Source organism: Pseudomonas sp. HP_01 (assembly GCF_055284355.1).
The window spans coordinates 22,240-39,180 of sequence record NZ_JBTOPV010000017.1 but is presented as its reverse complement, the minus strand read 5'-3'; the positions used below and the strand labels follow the sequence as shown (position 1 = coordinate 39,180).

Below are 16,941 nucleotides of genomic sequence, written 5' to 3'. Positions count from 1 at the left end.
AGCGCCCGCCATGAGCAAGAAACCGGAAGATCCAGCACAGGCTTCAGCCCCCCACGCGCCAGTAGATGGCAGCCGCCGACGCTTCCTCGGTGGCGTTGCGGTGCTGGGCGCAGGCGCGACCCTCAGCGGCGTGGTGGGCGCTGCCGAAGCGGGCGTCGCAGGCAAGGCGGCAGCGGACACCCTGCTGACCGGCCCGGCGCTGGACAAAGCGCTGCAGGACAACGTCAAAACCATCGTGGTCATCTACGGCGAAAACCGCAGCTTCAATAACCTGTTCGCCAACTTTCCCGGCGTCGAGCACCCGCTTTCCGCCGTGAAAGCCGACCAGTACCGCCAGCGCGACCGTGACGGCAAGGTCCTCGACACCCTGCCGCAGTGCTGGGGTGGCGTCTGCCAGATCGGCCCGCAAAGCGTTGACGGCGTGACCTACGCGACGGGCGTGCAGTACCAGGAAAACCTGCCCAACGCGCCCTTCCCCCTCAAAGGCCCGAGCGGCGAGGACCTGCCACTCAGCGTCGTCACCCGCGACCTGTGGCACGTGTTCTACCAAAACCAGATGCAGATCAACGGCGGCAAGAACGATGCGTTCGTGGCGTGGGCGGACTCCGGCGGCCTGACCATGGGCTACTACGCCCAGACGCAATATTCCCTGCGTTTGTGGGACGTCGCCAAAGAGTTCGTGCTCTGTGACAACTTCTTCCAGGGCGCTTTCGGTGGCTCTTTCCTCAATCACCAGTACCTGATCTCGGCCCGGGCGCCCTTCTACCCGGACGCCACGAACTCCCCGGCCAAGTCGCAGATCGCCGTGCTGGAAAGCAGCGATCCTCTGGACTATCGGCTCAAACCCCTTGAGAAATCACCGGCCAGCGCCATGACCGGCCCGCCGCAATTTGGCCCGAGCGCATTGACGCCGGACGGCTACGGCGTCAACACCATGGCCCCGCCCTACTGGCCGACGTGGCTGCGCGACAAGGAAAAACCGGACTATTCGCAGCCGGGGTTGGCCAACGTGCTGGTACCGCAGACCCATGACCACATCGGCGACAAGCTGTCGAAGAAGAACGTCGACTGGGCGTGGTACGCCGGCGCCTGGCAGGTGACGCTGGACGAGTACAAGGACTCGACCGGTATCCCGAAGATCCCGAACTTCCAGTACCACCATCAGCCGTTCAACTACTTCAAGCAGCAGGGCCCCGACAATCCGGCAGAGCGCAAGAAGCGCCTGCGCGACGGCGGCCTGGGCGACGAGTCTTCCACCAATAAATTCCTGGCCGACGCCGAAGCCGGCAAGCTGCCTGCCGTGACCTTCTACAAACCCCAGGGCAACCTCAACATGCACGCCGGTTACGCCGACGTGGCGGCCGGCGACCGACACATCGATCGCACGATCAAGGTGCTGCGCAACAGCCCGCAGTGGAAGAACATGGTGATCGTCATCACGGTCGATGAGAACGGCGGCTGGTGGGACCACGTTGCGCCGCCGAAGGGCGACCGCTGGGGACCGGGGACGCGGGTGCCGGCAATCGTCATCTCACCCTTCGCGCGCAAAGGCACAGTCGACCACACGGTGTACGACACCGCCTCGATCCTGCGTCTGATTACGCGAGTGCATGGATTGGAAAAACTGGAAGGATTGACCGAGCGCGACAACGCCATGGCCGCCCGGGGTCAGGCACCGATGGGCGATCTGAGCAATGCGCTGCAGTTTCCGGGGTAGCGCGGGGCGAATCCGCCGTTGGCACACCGTCAATGACGGTACACAACACCCAGTAGGAGCGCGCTTGCCCGCGAATGCGGTGGATCAGATACGCAGGTATCGCCAGACAGCCTGCTTTCGCCAGCAAGCCGGCTCCTGCGGTGGATTTACGTCGAACACGCAAGTGTCGTCGGGCCTGGAACCTGTAGGAGCGCGCTTGCCCGCGATTGCGGTGGTTCAGACACGCCCGTATCACCAGACAGATTGCTTTCGCCAGCAAGCCGGCTCCTACGGTGGATTTACGTCAAGCACGCAAGTGGCGTCGGGCCTGGAACCTGTAGGAGCGCGCTTGCCCGCGATTGCGGTGGTTCAGACACGCAGGTATCACCAGACAGATTGCTTTCGCCAGCAAGCCGGCTCCTGCGGACTCGTGACGTGTTGACTGGCCCACGTAGGCAATGTCGAAACCCAAGCTGGGGCGCATGTCCGGCACCAGTTGAGCGAAGAGGTAGATAACGAAGCGGTAAGTAGCGGCCACCAGGTCCGTAAATAACAGCACCATCAGCGCATTGACACGCATCATCGACATCCTTGCTGAAGTCCGTCGCCAGCGCGGCGGCAGGGGGCGACCCGGATAATCAGTGCTGGATCAACCAACAGGCTAGCGTAAAACGTGAGGGTTACTGGCAGGGAAACGCGTTTTTCAACGCCGCGACCACCAACACGGATTCATTCAGATGCAAGCTCTCGGGATGCGCTTGCAGGGACTGCACAATGATGCGCATCGACTGAATCATCGGAATGCCGCCTTCGGGCACGCACACCAGCCGTGGCAGTCCGCCCGCTTCGTGGAACAGATCCAGAGTGTCCATCGTCGCTTGCAGCACCCCGACGCAATGCCCGACACCCACGCCATTCTGCGCCACGCCGCCGCTCATGCTGTTGATGCCGTCCTGGCATTCGAGCAGCAACTTGTTGCCGTCCGCCAGAGCGCCAGCGCTGACGCACAGCGCGAATAACGCCGACGCGCCCGCGATCGATTTACCCATCAGCGTAGCCACAATTCCTTCACCGAATGATCCGACGCCTTACGCACCACAAGGCTGGCGCGCTCGCGGGTCGGGAGGATGTTTTCCAGCAGATTGGGCCGGTTGATGTCGTGCCAGATCTTGCGCGCCGCGTCCGGGGATTTCTCCGGCGGCAGGTCGGCCAGTTCACGAAAATAGGCGCCTCGCGCGCGAAACGCGGTGCGTTGCAGCATCAGAAAACGCTCGACGTACCAGCGCTCAATGTCGCCCTCTTCGGCGTCCAGATAAATTGAAAAATCGAAGAAATCCGAAACGATGCTGCCCGGTTTCTGCCCGTCATTGCCCTCGGTCTGCAACACGTTCAGCCCTTCGAAAATCAGGATGTCGGGCTGGCTGACCTTGAAGAACTGGTCAGGGACGATGTCGTAGCTAATGTGGGAATAGACCGGGGCGGTGATTTCCGGCGTGCCGGCCTTGAGGTCAGAGAGAAACTTGACCATGCGCTTGCGATCGTAGCTTTCCGGAAAGCCCTTGCGGTGCATGATGCCGTCGGCGACGAGCCGTGCGTTGGGGTGCAGAAAGCCGTCGGTGGTGATCAGGTCGACCCGGGGATGATCCGGCCAGCGCGCCATCAGCGCCTGCAGCACTCGGGCAAAAGTGCTCTTGCCGACCGCAACGCTGCCTGCCACCGCGACCACGTAGGTCTGGCGTTTTGCGGGGCGCCCGAGAAAGGTGTCCTTGATGCTGTCGAGATTGCGCGCGGCGCTGACGTGCAGATTGATCAGGCGCGACAACGGCAGGTAGATATTGGCGACATCCTCCAGCGAGATGTCCTCGTTCACGCCACGCAATGCGGCGAGGTCTTCTTCGGACAACGTCAATGGCGTACTGGCGCGCAGCCCCGCCCACTCCGCGCTGCTCATTACCAGATAGTCATCAGGGGCCATCAATCGCGTTCCAGTCAGGTGTCCGTATCAACAATGGTGCGAAGACTATCGTATTGGTCCAAATGGAGGGCAGATTTATTTGAATCTGCCAGGGCGATTGGCTGACTTCGTTGCCGTCATTTCCGCCAGATCCGCCGCCAGGGTTTCCAGCGTAGGCCGCATGATCAGAGGCGCCGGCGCGCCTTCGGGCGCTGGCAGCCCGAGGCGGTTATGCCAGATCGTCGGCAGCCCCACCTTCGCCGTGCCGAACAGATCGTAGGCCGAACCCGCGACAAACACGGCATGGCTGGCATCGACACTCAAAGTGTCCAGCGCCAGACGATAAGGCGCGGGGTCCGGCTTATAAAAACCGGCTTTCTCCGATGTAACGACCACATCGAACGGGATACCCAACACGTCCGCCGCGAGTTGGCCCAGGCGCTCCGAACAGTTGGTGACGATACCGAGCTTGTAATGAGGCTTCAGGGATTCGAGGACCGCCTTGGCTTCCGGCCAGGGCTGCAACTCCCCGAAGCGCCGATCGAGTTCTGCGGCTGCATGCTTGCCAAGGCCGACTTCCAGAGCCGCCTCCTCGACCAGCGTGTCGTAAGGGCGATAGCGCCCGCAGCCATAGGTCGCCTTCAGGTAGGCCATGCGCCAGGTGCGGCCCAACTCTTCGGATCCGGCGACTGAATTCCACAGGGTCCAGGAGTCCAGCAAGGCGGTGAGCAGGTCGAAAAGTACGAGTTGGATGGGGGCTGTTGGGTGGAGGGGTGATGGGGTGTCGGTTGTCATTGTTGTTATTCCTGAGCCGAGGGGTGGCGTGCGATGGATGCCCGGCCAGTCGCCTTGACTGGGCGTCGGATACGTATCAGCGAGTGCCCCATTCTAAGCTGCGTATAAGGCGATGAACCGCACGTGGCTTAACTCTATGGTTCAGCGTTGCTTAAGGATCATTCGCTCAAGCTCGGGTTCCGACGAGCCACGCGATGAGAAAATAACAACGTTAAGACACGCAGCCAGTTGCCAACAAGACAGGGATGAGAAATTTGAGAGAGTTGAAGTGATCGAGACCGCCAGGAGTGCGGATGATCAATACTCGTCATGGCGACGAGGGTTCGTTATGGAGGCAACCCCACCAGCCACACCCCGGCACACAATGTTCCCGCTGTGGCTGCTGCCTTCCGGCTCTGACCAGGTTCACGGGTAATCGTTGCGGGGGGACCGATGGGGTCACCATAACGACGCTCGCCAGTGGCGAGCCGCGCCATTGTACCGGTCTCGCGCGAAGTTACAACCTCTTGTTTCAGATTAAGATTTTGAGCGTCGTCAGCCCCTCGCCGCCTGCGCGATGCAGCGGCTGAGTAGCCAAATGCGGCACAATGGCGCCTGGATTTTCACCTCCCGCAAGCAAGCGTCTGGCCCCTGCCCGGCCCCCGCCAGGGCGCAAGACACAGGAATCACCAATGCATTTCGCGCTCACCCGCCATGAATCCCTCTCCCCCACCCAACAGCGCCAACTGCTGGAGATCGAGCTGCTCCCGGAGCAGATCCGCCACGTGGGCGACATTCATGGCGGTCTGCACACGCTGACCGCACGTCCCGTTGCCGACAGGCAGGGCTTTGTGTTGCTGATGGACGACATCCCGCGGGGCTTTTTTGTGCTCAAGCGCGGCTCGCTGCTGCCGGATTGGGCACGCGAACGCGAGCACGTGACGACCACGCTGCACGCGCTGATGATCGATCGTCGGTTTCAGGGTCAGGGGTTGGGCAAGCAGTGCCTGCGCGCGCTGCCGGCGGTGGCGCGGGATTTATGGCCAGACACTGCCCAGTTGATGCTGGCGGTAGAGGCTGGTAATCACCCGGCGCGCCAGTTGTACCTGGCGCTGGGTTGGCAGGCGTTGCCCGAACGCGATGCGGATCAGCCCGGCTTTGAGCGGTTGATGCGTCTCACACTGTAACGCTCACTGCGCCAGTGATTGCAACTGCCGGATCCTGCTGCTGCGATCGACGCTCATCCAGTGTTCCAGAGCGCTGACGTTCATGGGCCGCGCTACGAGGAAGCCTTGCACTTCGTGGCAACCCAGCTCGCAGAGGATTTCGTAGACGCCTTCGGTTTCGGCGCCTTCCGCGACGACGCGGTAGCCAAGGCGCTTGGCCAGAACGACGATGGCTTCCACCAGGTCGCGATCCTTGTCGTTGCTGTCGATGTTTTCCACCAGTGACTTGTCGAGCTTGACCGAGGTGGCCGGCAATTGCCGCAGGTAGGTCCAGTTGCTGTAACCGGTGCCGAAGTCATCAATGGCGATGTCGATGTTCAATCCGCGCAAGCGCTCCAACTGCAACCGGGTCACTTCAGGGTTGTCGCACAAGGCGCTTTCGGTGAATTCAAGCTCGAAGCCACTCGGGTCGAGACCGCTGACCGTCAGTTGCTCGAACAGCGCGTCGCTGAACGATGAGTTGGCGAGATCGATTGCCGACACGTTCATCGCCACTTTGAAGGCATAGCCCTGCGCCTGCCAGATGGCTGCCTGGGCAACAGCCTTTTTCAACACCCAGAGGCTGAGCGAGCGAATCAACGCGGTCTTTTCCGCCAGCGGAATGAATTCCGCAGGACTGATCGCTCCCAGCACCGGATGCTGCCACCGCAGCAGCGCTTCGACGGTCACGATGCGACCGGTCGCCACTTCCAGTCTCGGCTGGTAGACCAGCGACAGCTGATCCGGGCTGCGCACGGCTTCGGCCAGCGAAGCCAGCAGCAGAAAAGCCCGTTGCTGGGCGAAGTCCAGGTGCGGCTCGTACCAGCGCCAACCTGTCGACTTGCCGCGGGCCTCGTCCGCCGCGCTGACCACCAGCCGAATCCAGTCGCGCTCTTGGCATCGGTCCAGGCCCAACGGCAGCACGCCGATGCCGACGTCCATCTGAATGGGGATGTTGCGGCAGATCAGCGGCCGCCGGAAATGCTCCAGCAACTGCCGAAACAGCAGCTCGGCCTCCTCCGGGCGGGCGTTGCGGGTGATCAGCGCGATACGCGTTGGACTGACCTTGTACAGCGCGGTGTTGGCCGGCAACTGGCTGCGGCAGTTCTCGATCATGCAGCGCACCAGCTCCTGGGCGAAGCTGTAACCCAGCGCTTTGACGATGCTGTCGAGAAACGCCGGCGCCACCATGTCCAGCGCGATCAGCGCATATTTGCGCCGATCGGCCAGCGCCGTAAGGTCTTCTTCCAGGCGCAGGCGATTAAACAGTCCAGTGGGCTGATCGACAAAGCTGGCACTGCGCAGGTTGTTGAGTCGTTGCATCACCAACTGGCCGTACATATCCAGCATGAGCCGATCACGCGCATCCAGCGGCGTCCGGGATTTGTTGTCGATGATGCACAGCGTACCCAGGGCCAGGCCATCGGCGGTCACCAGTGGCACCCCTGCATAGAAGCGAATGTGCGGCTCACCGGTCACCAGCGGGTTATCGCTGAAGCGCGGGTCAAGCATCGCGTCAGGGACCTGAAACATTTTGTTGCTGAGGATGGTGTAGGCGCAGAAGGCAACCTCGCGGGGCGTCTCCCGCTCTTCCATGCCTGCCCGTGCGCGAAACCACTGGCGATGCTCGCTGACGATGGAAACGAGGGCGATGGGGACCTCAAAGTAATGGGTCACCATCGTAATGACATGGTCGAGCACATCGTCCGCCGTCGCATCGATAAGCCCCATGTGGGTGATGCGCGACAGCCGGGAACGCTCGTTTTTGGGAAGTGGAGCACCAGTGGCCATGACTGAAATCCCTTTTAGACCGCTTCGCCAATCGCTTTGCCGGTAGTGTCAAAACGATATGTACAGGAAAAATAGCACTGCTTTCTCCGCGGTGCAGGCGTCGCGGACAAGCGGCGACATCCGTTCACCGCTTCGTACCAATGGCTTTTCAGCATTCAATCACATGAGTGAATCACTGCACCTGCAGCACTTCATCAGCCTTGCCGCCCGCGCCTTGTATGACCAGATGGATGAAGTGCAGCTTGGTGATGACCGCCGGGGGCAGCACAAACGGATAGAAATCCGCCTGGCCCATGGCGCGGGACAGCTCGTTAAGCATGCCGGCCAGTTCGATCCACGCATTGACGAACGAGAGGAACGCCGGACCGCCCGGATGCTGAGGGTCGTAGAGGGTTTCCAGGGGGAACGGCTGGTAGTCGAGGTCCATGTCCCGGGCGCTCATGCCCAGGCTCAGCGCGGTGTCGACGGCGTCCATCATGTGCAGGTAATGCGCCCAGGTTTCGGCCCAGTCTTCCCACGGATGCATGGTCGCGTAGGCGCTGACGAAACTCTGCTGCCAGTCGGCCGGCGCGCCGTTCTGGTAGTGATGATCCAGGGCGTCGGCGTAGCTGGCGCGGTCGTCGCCGAACAGGTTACGGAAACCGTCCTGCCAGTAGGTGTCGGCGATCAGGCGGTCCCAGTAGTAATGCCCCACTTCATGACGGAAATGCCCGAGCAGCGTGCGATAGGGTTCGTGCATCTGCACGCGAACCTTCTCACGAATCGCGTCGTCAGCTTCTTCGACATTGAGGGTGATGAGGCCATTGGCATGGCCGGTGGTTGGCAGGTTGCCTTCCAGGTCGACGCCCAGGAATTCGAAGGCGAGCCCGCGCTCTTCATCAACGCTTTTGGGGATGACCTGAAGGCCGAGGGTGATCAACTGCGCAACGAGCCGGCGCTTGGCGGTCTCGATCTTGCCCCAGCGCTCGGGGTTTTCCGGCACAGACAGGTCGGGGATGGTCTTGTTGAGGCTACAGGCGACGCAGAATTCTCCGGCGTTGAGCGCCGGGAATACCCAATTGCACGCCGCCGCTGTGTCGAGGTTGGCGCAACGGCGGTAGAGCCCGGCCTGGGGCTCGTCGGTGAGACGCCAGGTCTGTGCCTCGGGAGCCGGTTCCAGTGCGGCAATCTTGCTCTGCTCCGGGAGATAGCCCAGCGCTGCCGAGCAGGCCAGGCACTGGCTGTTGCGGAAAAACACCGACTGCCCGCAATGGCATTGCCAGACCTTGCTGTTGCGCTTGGTCTCTCCGGCGAACGGCGCCGCGATCCGTGTGCTGAGTTGCTCGAAGAACTGGAACATGGCGATATCCTGATGGGGCTGCAAGCACTAGATCGTCAAGGGTGGCGGGGGTTCCGTTTTTTGCGCAGTCTTCACTCCCGCCTAACGGCGGAACATTTCGCCTTCGGCGACTTACTTTTGAAAAGCACCAAAAGTAAGCAAAAGTGCCTGCTCCTGGTTTGGCCCTTCCTTCGTCAGGGTTCCCTCACTCCGACGACGCTCCGTGGACTCGCGCCGAACGGACATCCATGTCCTAGCGGCGCTCTCGCGGCATCCATGCCGCTCGGCCCACTCCGCGTCGTCTGCGTTCGGCCTGCACCCAAGTCGCGATTGGCGGTGTCTGGAACTTCGATGTAAGAAGATCAAAAAGCAGATCAGAAGCAGATCAGAAGCAGATCAGAAGCAGATCAGAAGCAGATCAAGGGCTTCCCGGCTAAAGCCGGTCCCACGGGGTGCGCGTTTGTTTCAGCTGATCGCTGATCGTTCCCACGCTCTGCGTGGTAACGCCGCCTCGGACGCTCCGCGTCCCTGGATGACGCGAAGCGTCTTGGGGATGCGTGCCCACGCGGAGCGTGGGTACGATCAACTGGTGAACTGCGAAATTGATGGTGGCTGAACCGGCCCCTTCCCGGCTAAAGCCGGTCCCACTAATAGCAGCGCGTACATTCCGCGAGAGTCGCGGCAGACCTCGACCGTAGGACCGGCTTTAGCCGGGAAGCTGTTGATCTGCTTTTGATCTTCAAATGCAAAAGGCTCAGTCACCACCAATCGCGACTTGGGTGCAGGCTGAACGCAGGTCTCGCGCAGTGGGCCGAGCCGCATGGATGCGGCGAGAGCGCCGTCAGGACATGGATGTCCGTTCGGCGCGGGCACACGGAGCGAGACCGGAGTGAGGGAACCCCGAGGAACGAGGGGCCCAACCAGGAGCACAAGCCCTTGGTTACTTGGGGCTTTATCAAGTAACTCGCCGAAGGCGAAACCGAGGCCGTTAAGCCGACGCCTTTGATCTTGATCTAGCTTAAATCAACGCCATGCTGCTTCAGAAACCCCACAAACGCTTCTTCGTCGAACACCTTCAAGCCCAGCTCGTTGGCCTTGGTCAACTTCGAGCCCGCCCCAGGCCCGGCCACCACCGTGTGGGTCTTCGCCGAGACCGAACCGGACACCTTCGCCCCCAGCCCCTCCAGCTTCTCCTTCGCCACATCCCGACTCATCAACTCCAGCGAACCGGTCAAGACCCACGTCTGCCCTGCCAGCGGCAGCCCCTCGACCACCTTCTTCTCGCTCTGCCAGTGCATGCCGAAATCCTTCAGCTGCTGCTCGATCGCCATGGCCCGCTGCGCATGCTCCGGCACATCGAAAAACGCCCTCACCGCCTGCGCCTGCTTCTCCGGCAGCGTCTGCCGCATATCCAGCCAGTCCGCCTTCACGACTGCCTCTAGGGTGCCGAACTTGTCCGCCAGCTTCTGCGCCGCACCCGGTCCCACCGACGGAATGTTCAGCTTATCCAGCATGCCGCCCAAGGTCGCACTCGCTGCGAACTCCGCGCCCAGATCGCCCGTGTCCTGCAGCTCCATCTGGCATTCGCCGAGCAACGCCCCGATCACGGTCTGGTTGTGCTCGTCTTCGAAGAAACTGTGGATCTCATGGGCGACTTCCAGGCCCACGTCCGGCAGATACGTCAGCACCTCCGGCAGGGCGACAATCACCCGATCCAGCGAACCCAACGAGCGCGCCAGCACCTTGGCTGTCTCCTCGCCGACATCCGGAATGCCCAGCGCATAGATGAAGCGCGCCAGCGTCGGCTGCTTGCTGTCGTCGATGGCCTTGAGCAGCTTCTTGCTGGAGATGTCGGCGAAACCTTCCAGATCGATGATCTGCTCGTACTTCAGCTTGTACAGATCGGCGGGCGAACCGATGAGCTTTTCGTCCACCAGTTGTTCGATGGTTTTGTCGCCCAGCCCCTCGATGTCCATCGCCCGGCGCGAGACGTAATGGATGATCGCCTGCTTTAGCTGCGCGCCGCAGGCCAGGCGGCCGACGCAGCGGTAGACCGCGCCTTCGCTGATGGTTTCCTTGCCCTTGCTGCGTTTGATCAGTTGCGTACGCTCGACCTGCGAGCCACACACCGGGCAGCTTTGCGGGATCTCGACGGCGCGGGCGTCTGTCGGACGGCGCTCCTGGACCACCTGCACCACCTGGGGAATCACGTCCCCTGCGCGGCGGATGACCACCGTGTCGCCGATCATCAGGCCCAGGCGCGCCACTTCATCCATGTTGTGCAGCGTCGCGTTGGCGACGGTGACACCGGCGACTTTTACCGGTCTCAAACGAGCCACCGGCGTGACGGCGCCAGTGCGGCCGACCTGGAATTCCACGTCGAGCAGCTCGGTGAGTTCTTCCATGGCCGGGAATTTGTGGGCGATGGCCCAGCGTGGTTCACGGGCGCGGAAACCCAGCTCGCGCTGGGCGGCAACGCTGTTGACCTTGAACACCACGCCGTCGATTTCGTACGGGAGCGTGAGACGTTTCTCGCCGATGTCGTGGTAGTACGTCAGGCAGTCTTCGATGCCGTGGGCGATTTTCATCTCGCGGCTGATCGGCATGCCCCACTCTTTCAGCTGCTGGAGGTTGCCGGTGTGGGTGTCGGCGATGTCGTGGGACACCTGGCCGATGCCGTAGCAGCAGAATTCCAGCGGGCGGTTGGCGGTGATTTTCGAATCCAGCTGGCGCAGGCTGCCGGCTGCCGCGTTGCGCGGGTTGGCGAAGGTCTTGCCGCCGACTTCCAGCTGGCTGGCATTAAGACGCTCAAAGCCGGCCTTGGACATGAACACTTCGCCGCGCACTTCGAGGGTCTCCGGCCAGCCCTTGCCGTGCAGCTTCAGCGGGATGTTGCGCACGGTGCGCACGTTGACGCTGATGTCTTCGCCGGTGGTGCCGTCGCCGCGAGTAGCGCCCCGCACCAACGCGCCGTTCTGATACAGCAGGCTGACCGCCAGGCCGTCGAGTTTCGGCTCGCAGCTGTATTCCACCTTCTTCGAAGCCGCTGGCAGGTCCAGCCCTTCGTTGACCCGACGATCGAACTCGAGCATGTCGTTTTCTTCGAAGGCGTTGCCCAGGCTCAGCATGGGGACTTCGTGACGCACCTGAGTAAACGCCGACAGCGCCGCGCTGCCCACCCGCTGAGTCGGCGAGTCAGGCGTCACCAGATGCGGGTTCTCCGCCTCCAGCGCCTTCAGCTCGTGGAACAGCCGGTCGTACTCGACGTCCGGAATGCTCGGCTCGTCGAGGACGTGATAGCGGTAATTGTGCTGATCCAGCTCAGCGCGCAGTTCAAGGATGCGGGTTTCGGCGGCTTTCATAAGTGTGTTCTCGAAATGCAAAAGAGCAGCCGAAGCTGCTCAATCGTGGTACGTGCATAACCTGTGGGAGCGTGGCTTGTCCCGCGATCGGCTGCGCAGCAGTCGCAACTCATCCAACGCGGTGTAGCTGAAATACCTCATCCGTCAGATCTACTGCCGCTTCGCGCCAGATCGCGGGACAAGCCACGCTCCTACAGGATTGCATCGTCCAATAAACGTGCAGCCAATCAGCGACGCTGGGTCAGGGCGCGGCGTTCGAACTCGACGATGCGCTGACGGTAATGCTCGATGGTCTGCGCGGTCATGACGCTGCGTTGATCGTCTTTCAATTCACCGTTCAACTCGTGGGCCAGCTTGCGAGCGGCGGCAACCATGACATCAAACGCCTGCTTCGGATGACGCGGCCCTGGCAGACCCAGGAAGAAACTCACAGCGCGAGTGCTGAAGTGGTCGATGTCGTCCAGATCGAACACGCCCGGCTTGACCGCATTGGCCATCGAGAACAGCACTTCGCCGTTGCCGGCCATGCTTTCGTGACGGTGGAAGATGTCCATCTCGCCAAAGCGCAGACCGCTCTCCAGAATGTTCTGCAACAGCGCCGGACCTTTGAAGCCGCTTTCGTCACGGGAGATCACGCTGATCACCAGCACTTCTTCCACCGGTGGCAGGTCCTTGTCTTCGGTGATGCGCTGGTTCGGCTTGTCGTCCGGGAAATCGTCGTCGCGGGCACTGAACAGATCAGGGCCGGCGCTCAGGTTCAGGTCACCCTGATGCGGCTCGTCCTTGCGCTTGCCGCGTCGCGGTTCACGTTCGGCGCGCTCGCGGGGTGCTGCGCTCATCGTGGGCAGGTCATGCTCGTCGAGTTTGGGTTCTTTATGGGTGTCCAGGACGCGCGCAGGGCCCAACACTTCGGCGGACGTCGGTTCGTCGTCGTCCGGCGCATTGGAGAAGCTGCGGTCCAGCCTGAATTTCAATTTGCCCTTGCCGCCGCGCATACGGCGCCAGCCGTCAAACAGAATACCGGCAATGACAATAATGCCGATGACGATCAGCCACTCTCGCAGACCGATTTCCATGTAGTCCCGTGCCTCTAATGAAATTCTGAAAATTAAGGGCGCAAACCCCTTTAAAACGTGGAGCCAACTCTATGTTCTGAATGGCCTTTTACCCACGCGAAATGGAAAAGTGGACATTAAGCTAGCACGACCAAAGGCAACTTTACACCGTCTGTTACATCTGGCAGGTCACAAGCATCTGTCACGCCGCGACGATGGTTCCTGTACTGGACGTCCGTGCGCCACTTTTCCCTGCAAATCTGCATGATCGCCACGCGATCAACTGCGCATCCCGCTACGACTCCACCAGCGCCATCGCCTCCTCTACGTCCACCGCCACCAGCCGTGAACAACCCGGTTCGTGCATGGTGACCCCCATCAACTGATCAGCCATTTCCATGGCGATCTTGTTGTGGGTGATGTAGATGAACTGCACCGTCTGCGACATCTCTTTGACCAACCGGGCGTAGCGCCCCACGTTGGCGTCGTCCAGCGGTGCATCGACCTCGTCGAGCATGCAGAACGGCGCCGGGTTGAGTTTGAAGATGGCAAAAACCAGCGCCAGCGCGGTCAGGGCTTTCTCACCCCCGGACAGCAAATGGATCGTGCTGTTTTTCTTGCCGGGAGGGCGCGCCATGATTGTCACCCCTGTATCGAGTAAATCTTCGCCCGTCAGTTCCAAGTAAGCGCTGCCACCACCGAAAACTTTTGGAAAAAGTGCCTGAATTCCGCCGTTTATCTGATCAAAGGTCTCCTTGAAACGGTTGCGGGTTTCCTTGTCGATTTTGCGGATCACGTTTTCCAGGGTGTCCAGCGCTTCGACCAGATCGGCGTCCTGGGCGTCCAGATAGCGTTTGCGTTCGGACTGCTGTTGATACTCGTCGATGGCGGCTAGGTTGATCGCGCCCAGACGCTGAATCCGCGCGGCGATGCGTTCCAGCTCTTCTTCGGCGGCCTTCTCGTTCGCCTCGGGGGTGAGCGTCGCCAGCACGCCATCCAGATCGTAGCCGTCTTCGTGCAGTTGCTCCTGAAGCGCCTTGCGTCGCACGGTCAGCGATTGCCATTCCAGGCGCTGTTGTTCCAGTTGCCCACGCAGCAACTGCGATTGCTGCTCGGCCTGGGTACGACGTTTTTCCGCTTCGCGCAGTTCGCGGTCAGCGTCTTCCAGGGCGTTCTTGGCGGTGCGCATCTCTTCGTCGACGACCATGCGCTTTTCCAGCAGCTCTTCGAGCTTCATGCGCAATTCTTCCAGCGGCGCAGCGCCCTCCTCCAGATTCAGGCTCAGTTGCTCGCGCTTCTCGGTCAGGCGCTCGGACTGCATCTCCAGCCGCTCCAGGGCCTGACGCGTGGAATCATGCTGCGCGCGCAGCGATCCCAGGCGTACGGCCAGCTGGTTGGCGTGATCCTTATGCTGGCGGGCTTCCTGACGCACCCGGTCCAGCCGCTCGCGCAGACTGTCGCGCTGGGCGAGCAGCAACTCGCGCTGTTCGGTGTCCAGCGCCATGCTGTCGAGGGCGTCCTGCAACTGCAGGCGGGATTCGCCGAGGGTTTCCTGCTCCATGGCCCGCTGTTCGGCGAGCTCCGTCAACTCTTCGTCGAGCCGCGTGCGGCGCAGGGTCAACTGCTCGACCTTGGCTTTGGCGGCGGACAACTGCGCCTTGAGCTCGCTCTGCTGGCGGGCTTCGTCCTGCAAGCGGCGGCGCAATTGCTCACGGTTGTCTTCCTGAGTGCGTTGCTGTTCGCGCTGCGTTAACAGTTGCTCATCCAGCGCGGCCAGGGTCGCCTCACGTTCGTCGCGCTCGGCTTCCAGGCGCTGCAATTCCTGCCCCCGCGCCAGCACGCCGCTTTCGGCTTCGCTGGCGCGGCGCACACGGAGAAAATCCCGCCCGACCCAATAGCCGTCGCGGCTGATCAAGCTTTCACCGGCGCCCAGTTGGCCGCGCATCGCCAGGGCATCGTCGAGGGTTTCGACGGGTTTGACCTGGCCCAGCCAGTGGGTCAGATCGACCTGCGTATCGACCTTGTCCAGCAGGCTGCCAGGGATGCGCGTGACATCAGCGCCGGGACTCACCAGGCGCAGGTCGCCCTGACTGAATCCGGCCAGATCCAGCCCGGCGAAATCATCCACCAGCACCGCATTCAGGTCGGCGCCCAGCACGGTTTCCACGGCCATTTCCCAGCCCGCCTCGACCCGCAGCCCTTCGGCCAGACGCGGACGCTCACTGAGTTGATGATCGCGCAGCCATTCGGCGGTGCCTGTGCCCGGATCAAGTGCCGCCTGTTGCAGCGCCTCCAGCGAAGCGAGGCGGCCGTTCAAGCGTTGCAGATCGCCCTGGGCCTGCTGTTGCGATTGGGTGGCCTGTTGCAGATCCACGCGCAGTTGCTCAAGGCGCTCGATCAGCTGTTCTTCTTCGGCGGTCAGCTCTTCAAAGGCCATTTCCCGCGCCGCGAGGTCCTCGCTGAGTTCGAGAATTGCTGCGTCTTCAGGGTCCGCCGCGAGCAATTGACGCTCTTCACCCAGACGCCGCTGACGCTCGGCCAGACGCTCCAGGCTGGTTTCCAGCTGCTGAATGCGCGACTGCTGCACTTCTGCCTGACGCCGGGGTTCGGCGGACGTGAGGTTGAAGGCGTCCCACTGCTCCTGCCAGCCGTGCATGGCGGTTTCGGCGTCTTCCAGCGCGGCGGCGGATTCTTCGGCGGCCGCGAGGGTGATTTCCTGCTCCGGCTCGAGCATTTCCAGCTCTTCGCCAAGCGTCGCCAGCAGCGTGCGGTCGTGGCCCAGATGGGATTCGGTTTCCAGGCGCGCACGCTCGGCTTCGCGCAGGTCGTCCTGCAACTGGCGCAGACGTTGCTGGCCGTGCTGAATGCTCTGTTCGACCCGGGCGATATCGCCGCCCACGGAATAGAAACGCCCCTGCACCAGATTGAATCGTTCAGACAGCTCGTGATGACCGTCGCGCAGGCGCTCGATGGCCGCATCGGCGCTGCGCTGGTCGGCGACCAGCGACTCGAAGCCGACCTCCTGATTACCGATCACCGACTCGCGCTGGGCCACTTGTTCGTTCAGCGCCTGCCAGCGCAACGCCGACAGTTGCGCCTTGAGCTGACGTTCCTCGGCCTTGTATTCCTGATACTTCTCGGCCGCCTGGGCCTGACGCTGCAATCGCTCCAGCTGCCTACCCAGCTCGTCGCGCAAATCGGTCAGGCGCGCGAGGTTCTCGTGGGTACGACGAATGCGGTTCTCGGTGTCGCGGCGGCGCTCCTTGTATTTGGAGATGCCGGCGGCTTCTTCGATGAAATTACGCAGGTCTTCGGGCTTGGCTTCGATCAGCTTGGAGATCATGCCCTGTTCGATGATCGAGTAGCTGCGCGGACCCAGGCCGGTACCGAGGAAGATGTCGGTAATGTCGCGACGGCGGCATTTGGTGCCGTTGAGGTAATAGCTGTTCTGGCTGTCGCGGGTGACTTTGCGGCGAATGGAAATTTCCGCGTAGCTGGCGTATTCGCCGACCAGGGTGCCGTCGGAGTTATCGAAGACCAGCTCGATGCTCGCCTGGCTCACGGGTTTGCGGCTGGTGGAGCCGTTGAAGATGACGTCGGTCATCGACTCGCCGCGCAGGTTCTTGGCCGAGCTCTCGCCCATGACCCAGCGCACCGCGTCGATGATGTTGGATTTGCCGCATCCATTGGGGCCGACCACGGCCGCCATGTTGCTGGGGAAGTTCACCGTCGTCGGGTCGACGAACGATTTGAACCCGGCCAGCCTGATGCATTTGAGGCGCATGA

General features: G+C 61.9%; 11 protein-coding genes and 1 other RNA gene. 2 read left to right on the top strand and 10 right to left on the bottom strand.

Annotated elements, in window-relative coordinates; translation table 11 throughout:
* Positions 1-10 precede the first annotated feature (10 nt).
* Positions 11-1,717, top strand: coding sequence for an acid phosphatase (locus tag ACYAR8_RS11850; RefSeq protein ID WP_463579977.1), 1,707 nt, complete (start codon positions 11-13; stop codon positions 1,715-1,717).
* 283 nt (positions 1,718-2,000) lie between these two features.
* Here ACYAR8_RS11850 and ACYAR8_RS11845 read toward each other — a convergent pair whose 3' ends face one another.
* The 5 genes from ACYAR8_RS11845 to ffs all read right to left on the bottom strand — a co-directional run bounded on the left by ACYAR8_RS11845 (position 2,001) and on the right by ffs (position 4,880).
* Positions 2,001-2,279, bottom strand: a complete 279-nt coding sequence (locus tag ACYAR8_RS11845) for a hypothetical protein (RefSeq protein ID WP_463579976.1) — start codon at positions 2,277-2,279, stop codon at positions 2,001-2,003.
* A 97-nt stretch (positions 2,280-2,376) separates the two neighbouring features.
* Complete coding sequence (locus ACYAR8_RS11840) at positions 2,377-2,745, bottom strand: Rap1a/Tai family immunity protein (RefSeq protein WP_122537289.1); 369 nt, start codon at positions 2,743-2,745, stop codon at positions 2,377-2,379.
* Positions 2,745-3,671 (bottom strand): type I pantothenate kinase, encoded by a 927-nt coding sequence (gene coaA, locus ACYAR8_RS11835; protein WP_074889248.1) that lies wholly within the window; start codon positions 3,669-3,671, stop codon positions 2,745-2,747. Before coaA ends, ACYAR8_RS11840 begins: the two co-directional genes overlap by 1 nt.
* A gap of 75 nt (positions 3,672-3,746) precedes the next feature.
* The gene (locus ACYAR8_RS11830) at positions 3,747-4,445 is read right to left on the bottom strand and encodes an HAD-IA family hydrolase (RefSeq protein ID WP_463579975.1); all 699 of its coding nucleotides are present in this window, start codon (positions 4,443-4,445) and stop codon (positions 3,747-3,749) included.
* A 338-nt stretch (positions 4,446-4,783) separates the two neighbouring features.
* An RNA gene (gene ffs / locus ACYAR8_RS11825) (signal recognition particle sRNA small type) lies at positions 4,784-4,880 on the bottom strand.
* Positions 4,881-5,116: 236 nt separating this feature from the next.
* On the opposite strand from ffs, the gene ACYAR8_RS11820 reads away from it, so the two are divergent.
* Positions 5,117-5,611, top strand: a complete 495-nt coding sequence (locus tag ACYAR8_RS11820; protein ID WP_463579974.1) for a GNAT family N-acetyltransferase — start codon at positions 5,117-5,119, stop codon at positions 5,609-5,611.
* Between the two features lie 3 nt (positions 5,612-5,614).
* On the opposite strand, the gene ACYAR8_RS11815 is transcribed toward ACYAR8_RS11820, so the two are convergent.
* The 5 genes from ACYAR8_RS11815 to smc form a co-directional block, all read right to left on the bottom strand.
* The gene (locus tag ACYAR8_RS11815; protein WP_463579973.1) at positions 5,615-7,420 is read right to left on the bottom strand and encodes a sensor domain-containing phosphodiesterase; all 1,806 of its coding nucleotides are present in this window, start codon (positions 7,418-7,420) and stop codon (positions 5,615-5,617) included.
* A gap of 172 nt (positions 7,421-7,592) precedes the next feature.
* Complete coding sequence (locus ACYAR8_RS11810) at positions 7,593-8,759, bottom strand: zinc-binding metallopeptidase family protein (protein WP_463579972.1); 1,167 nt, start codon at positions 8,757-8,759, stop codon at positions 7,593-7,595.
* A 992-nt stretch (positions 8,760-9,751) separates the two neighbouring features.
* Positions 9,752-12,100: an NAD-dependent DNA ligase LigA gene (gene ligA / locus ACYAR8_RS11805; RefSeq protein WP_463579971.1), complete on the bottom strand. Its 2,349-nt coding sequence runs from the start codon at positions 12,098-12,100 to the stop codon at positions 9,752-9,754.
* A gap of 227 nt (positions 12,101-12,327) precedes the next feature.
* On the bottom strand, positions 12,328-13,176 hold the full coding sequence (zipA, locus tag ACYAR8_RS11800; RefSeq protein WP_108119868.1) for a cell division protein ZipA: 849 nt from the start codon (positions 13,174-13,176) through the stop codon (positions 12,328-12,330).
* Between the two features lie 274 nt (positions 13,177-13,450).
* Entirely contained in the window at positions 13,451-16,939 is a 3,489-nt protein-coding gene (gene smc, locus ACYAR8_RS11795; protein ID WP_463579970.1) for a chromosome segregation protein SMC, read from the bottom strand.
* Positions 16,940-16,941 lie beyond the last annotated feature (2 nt).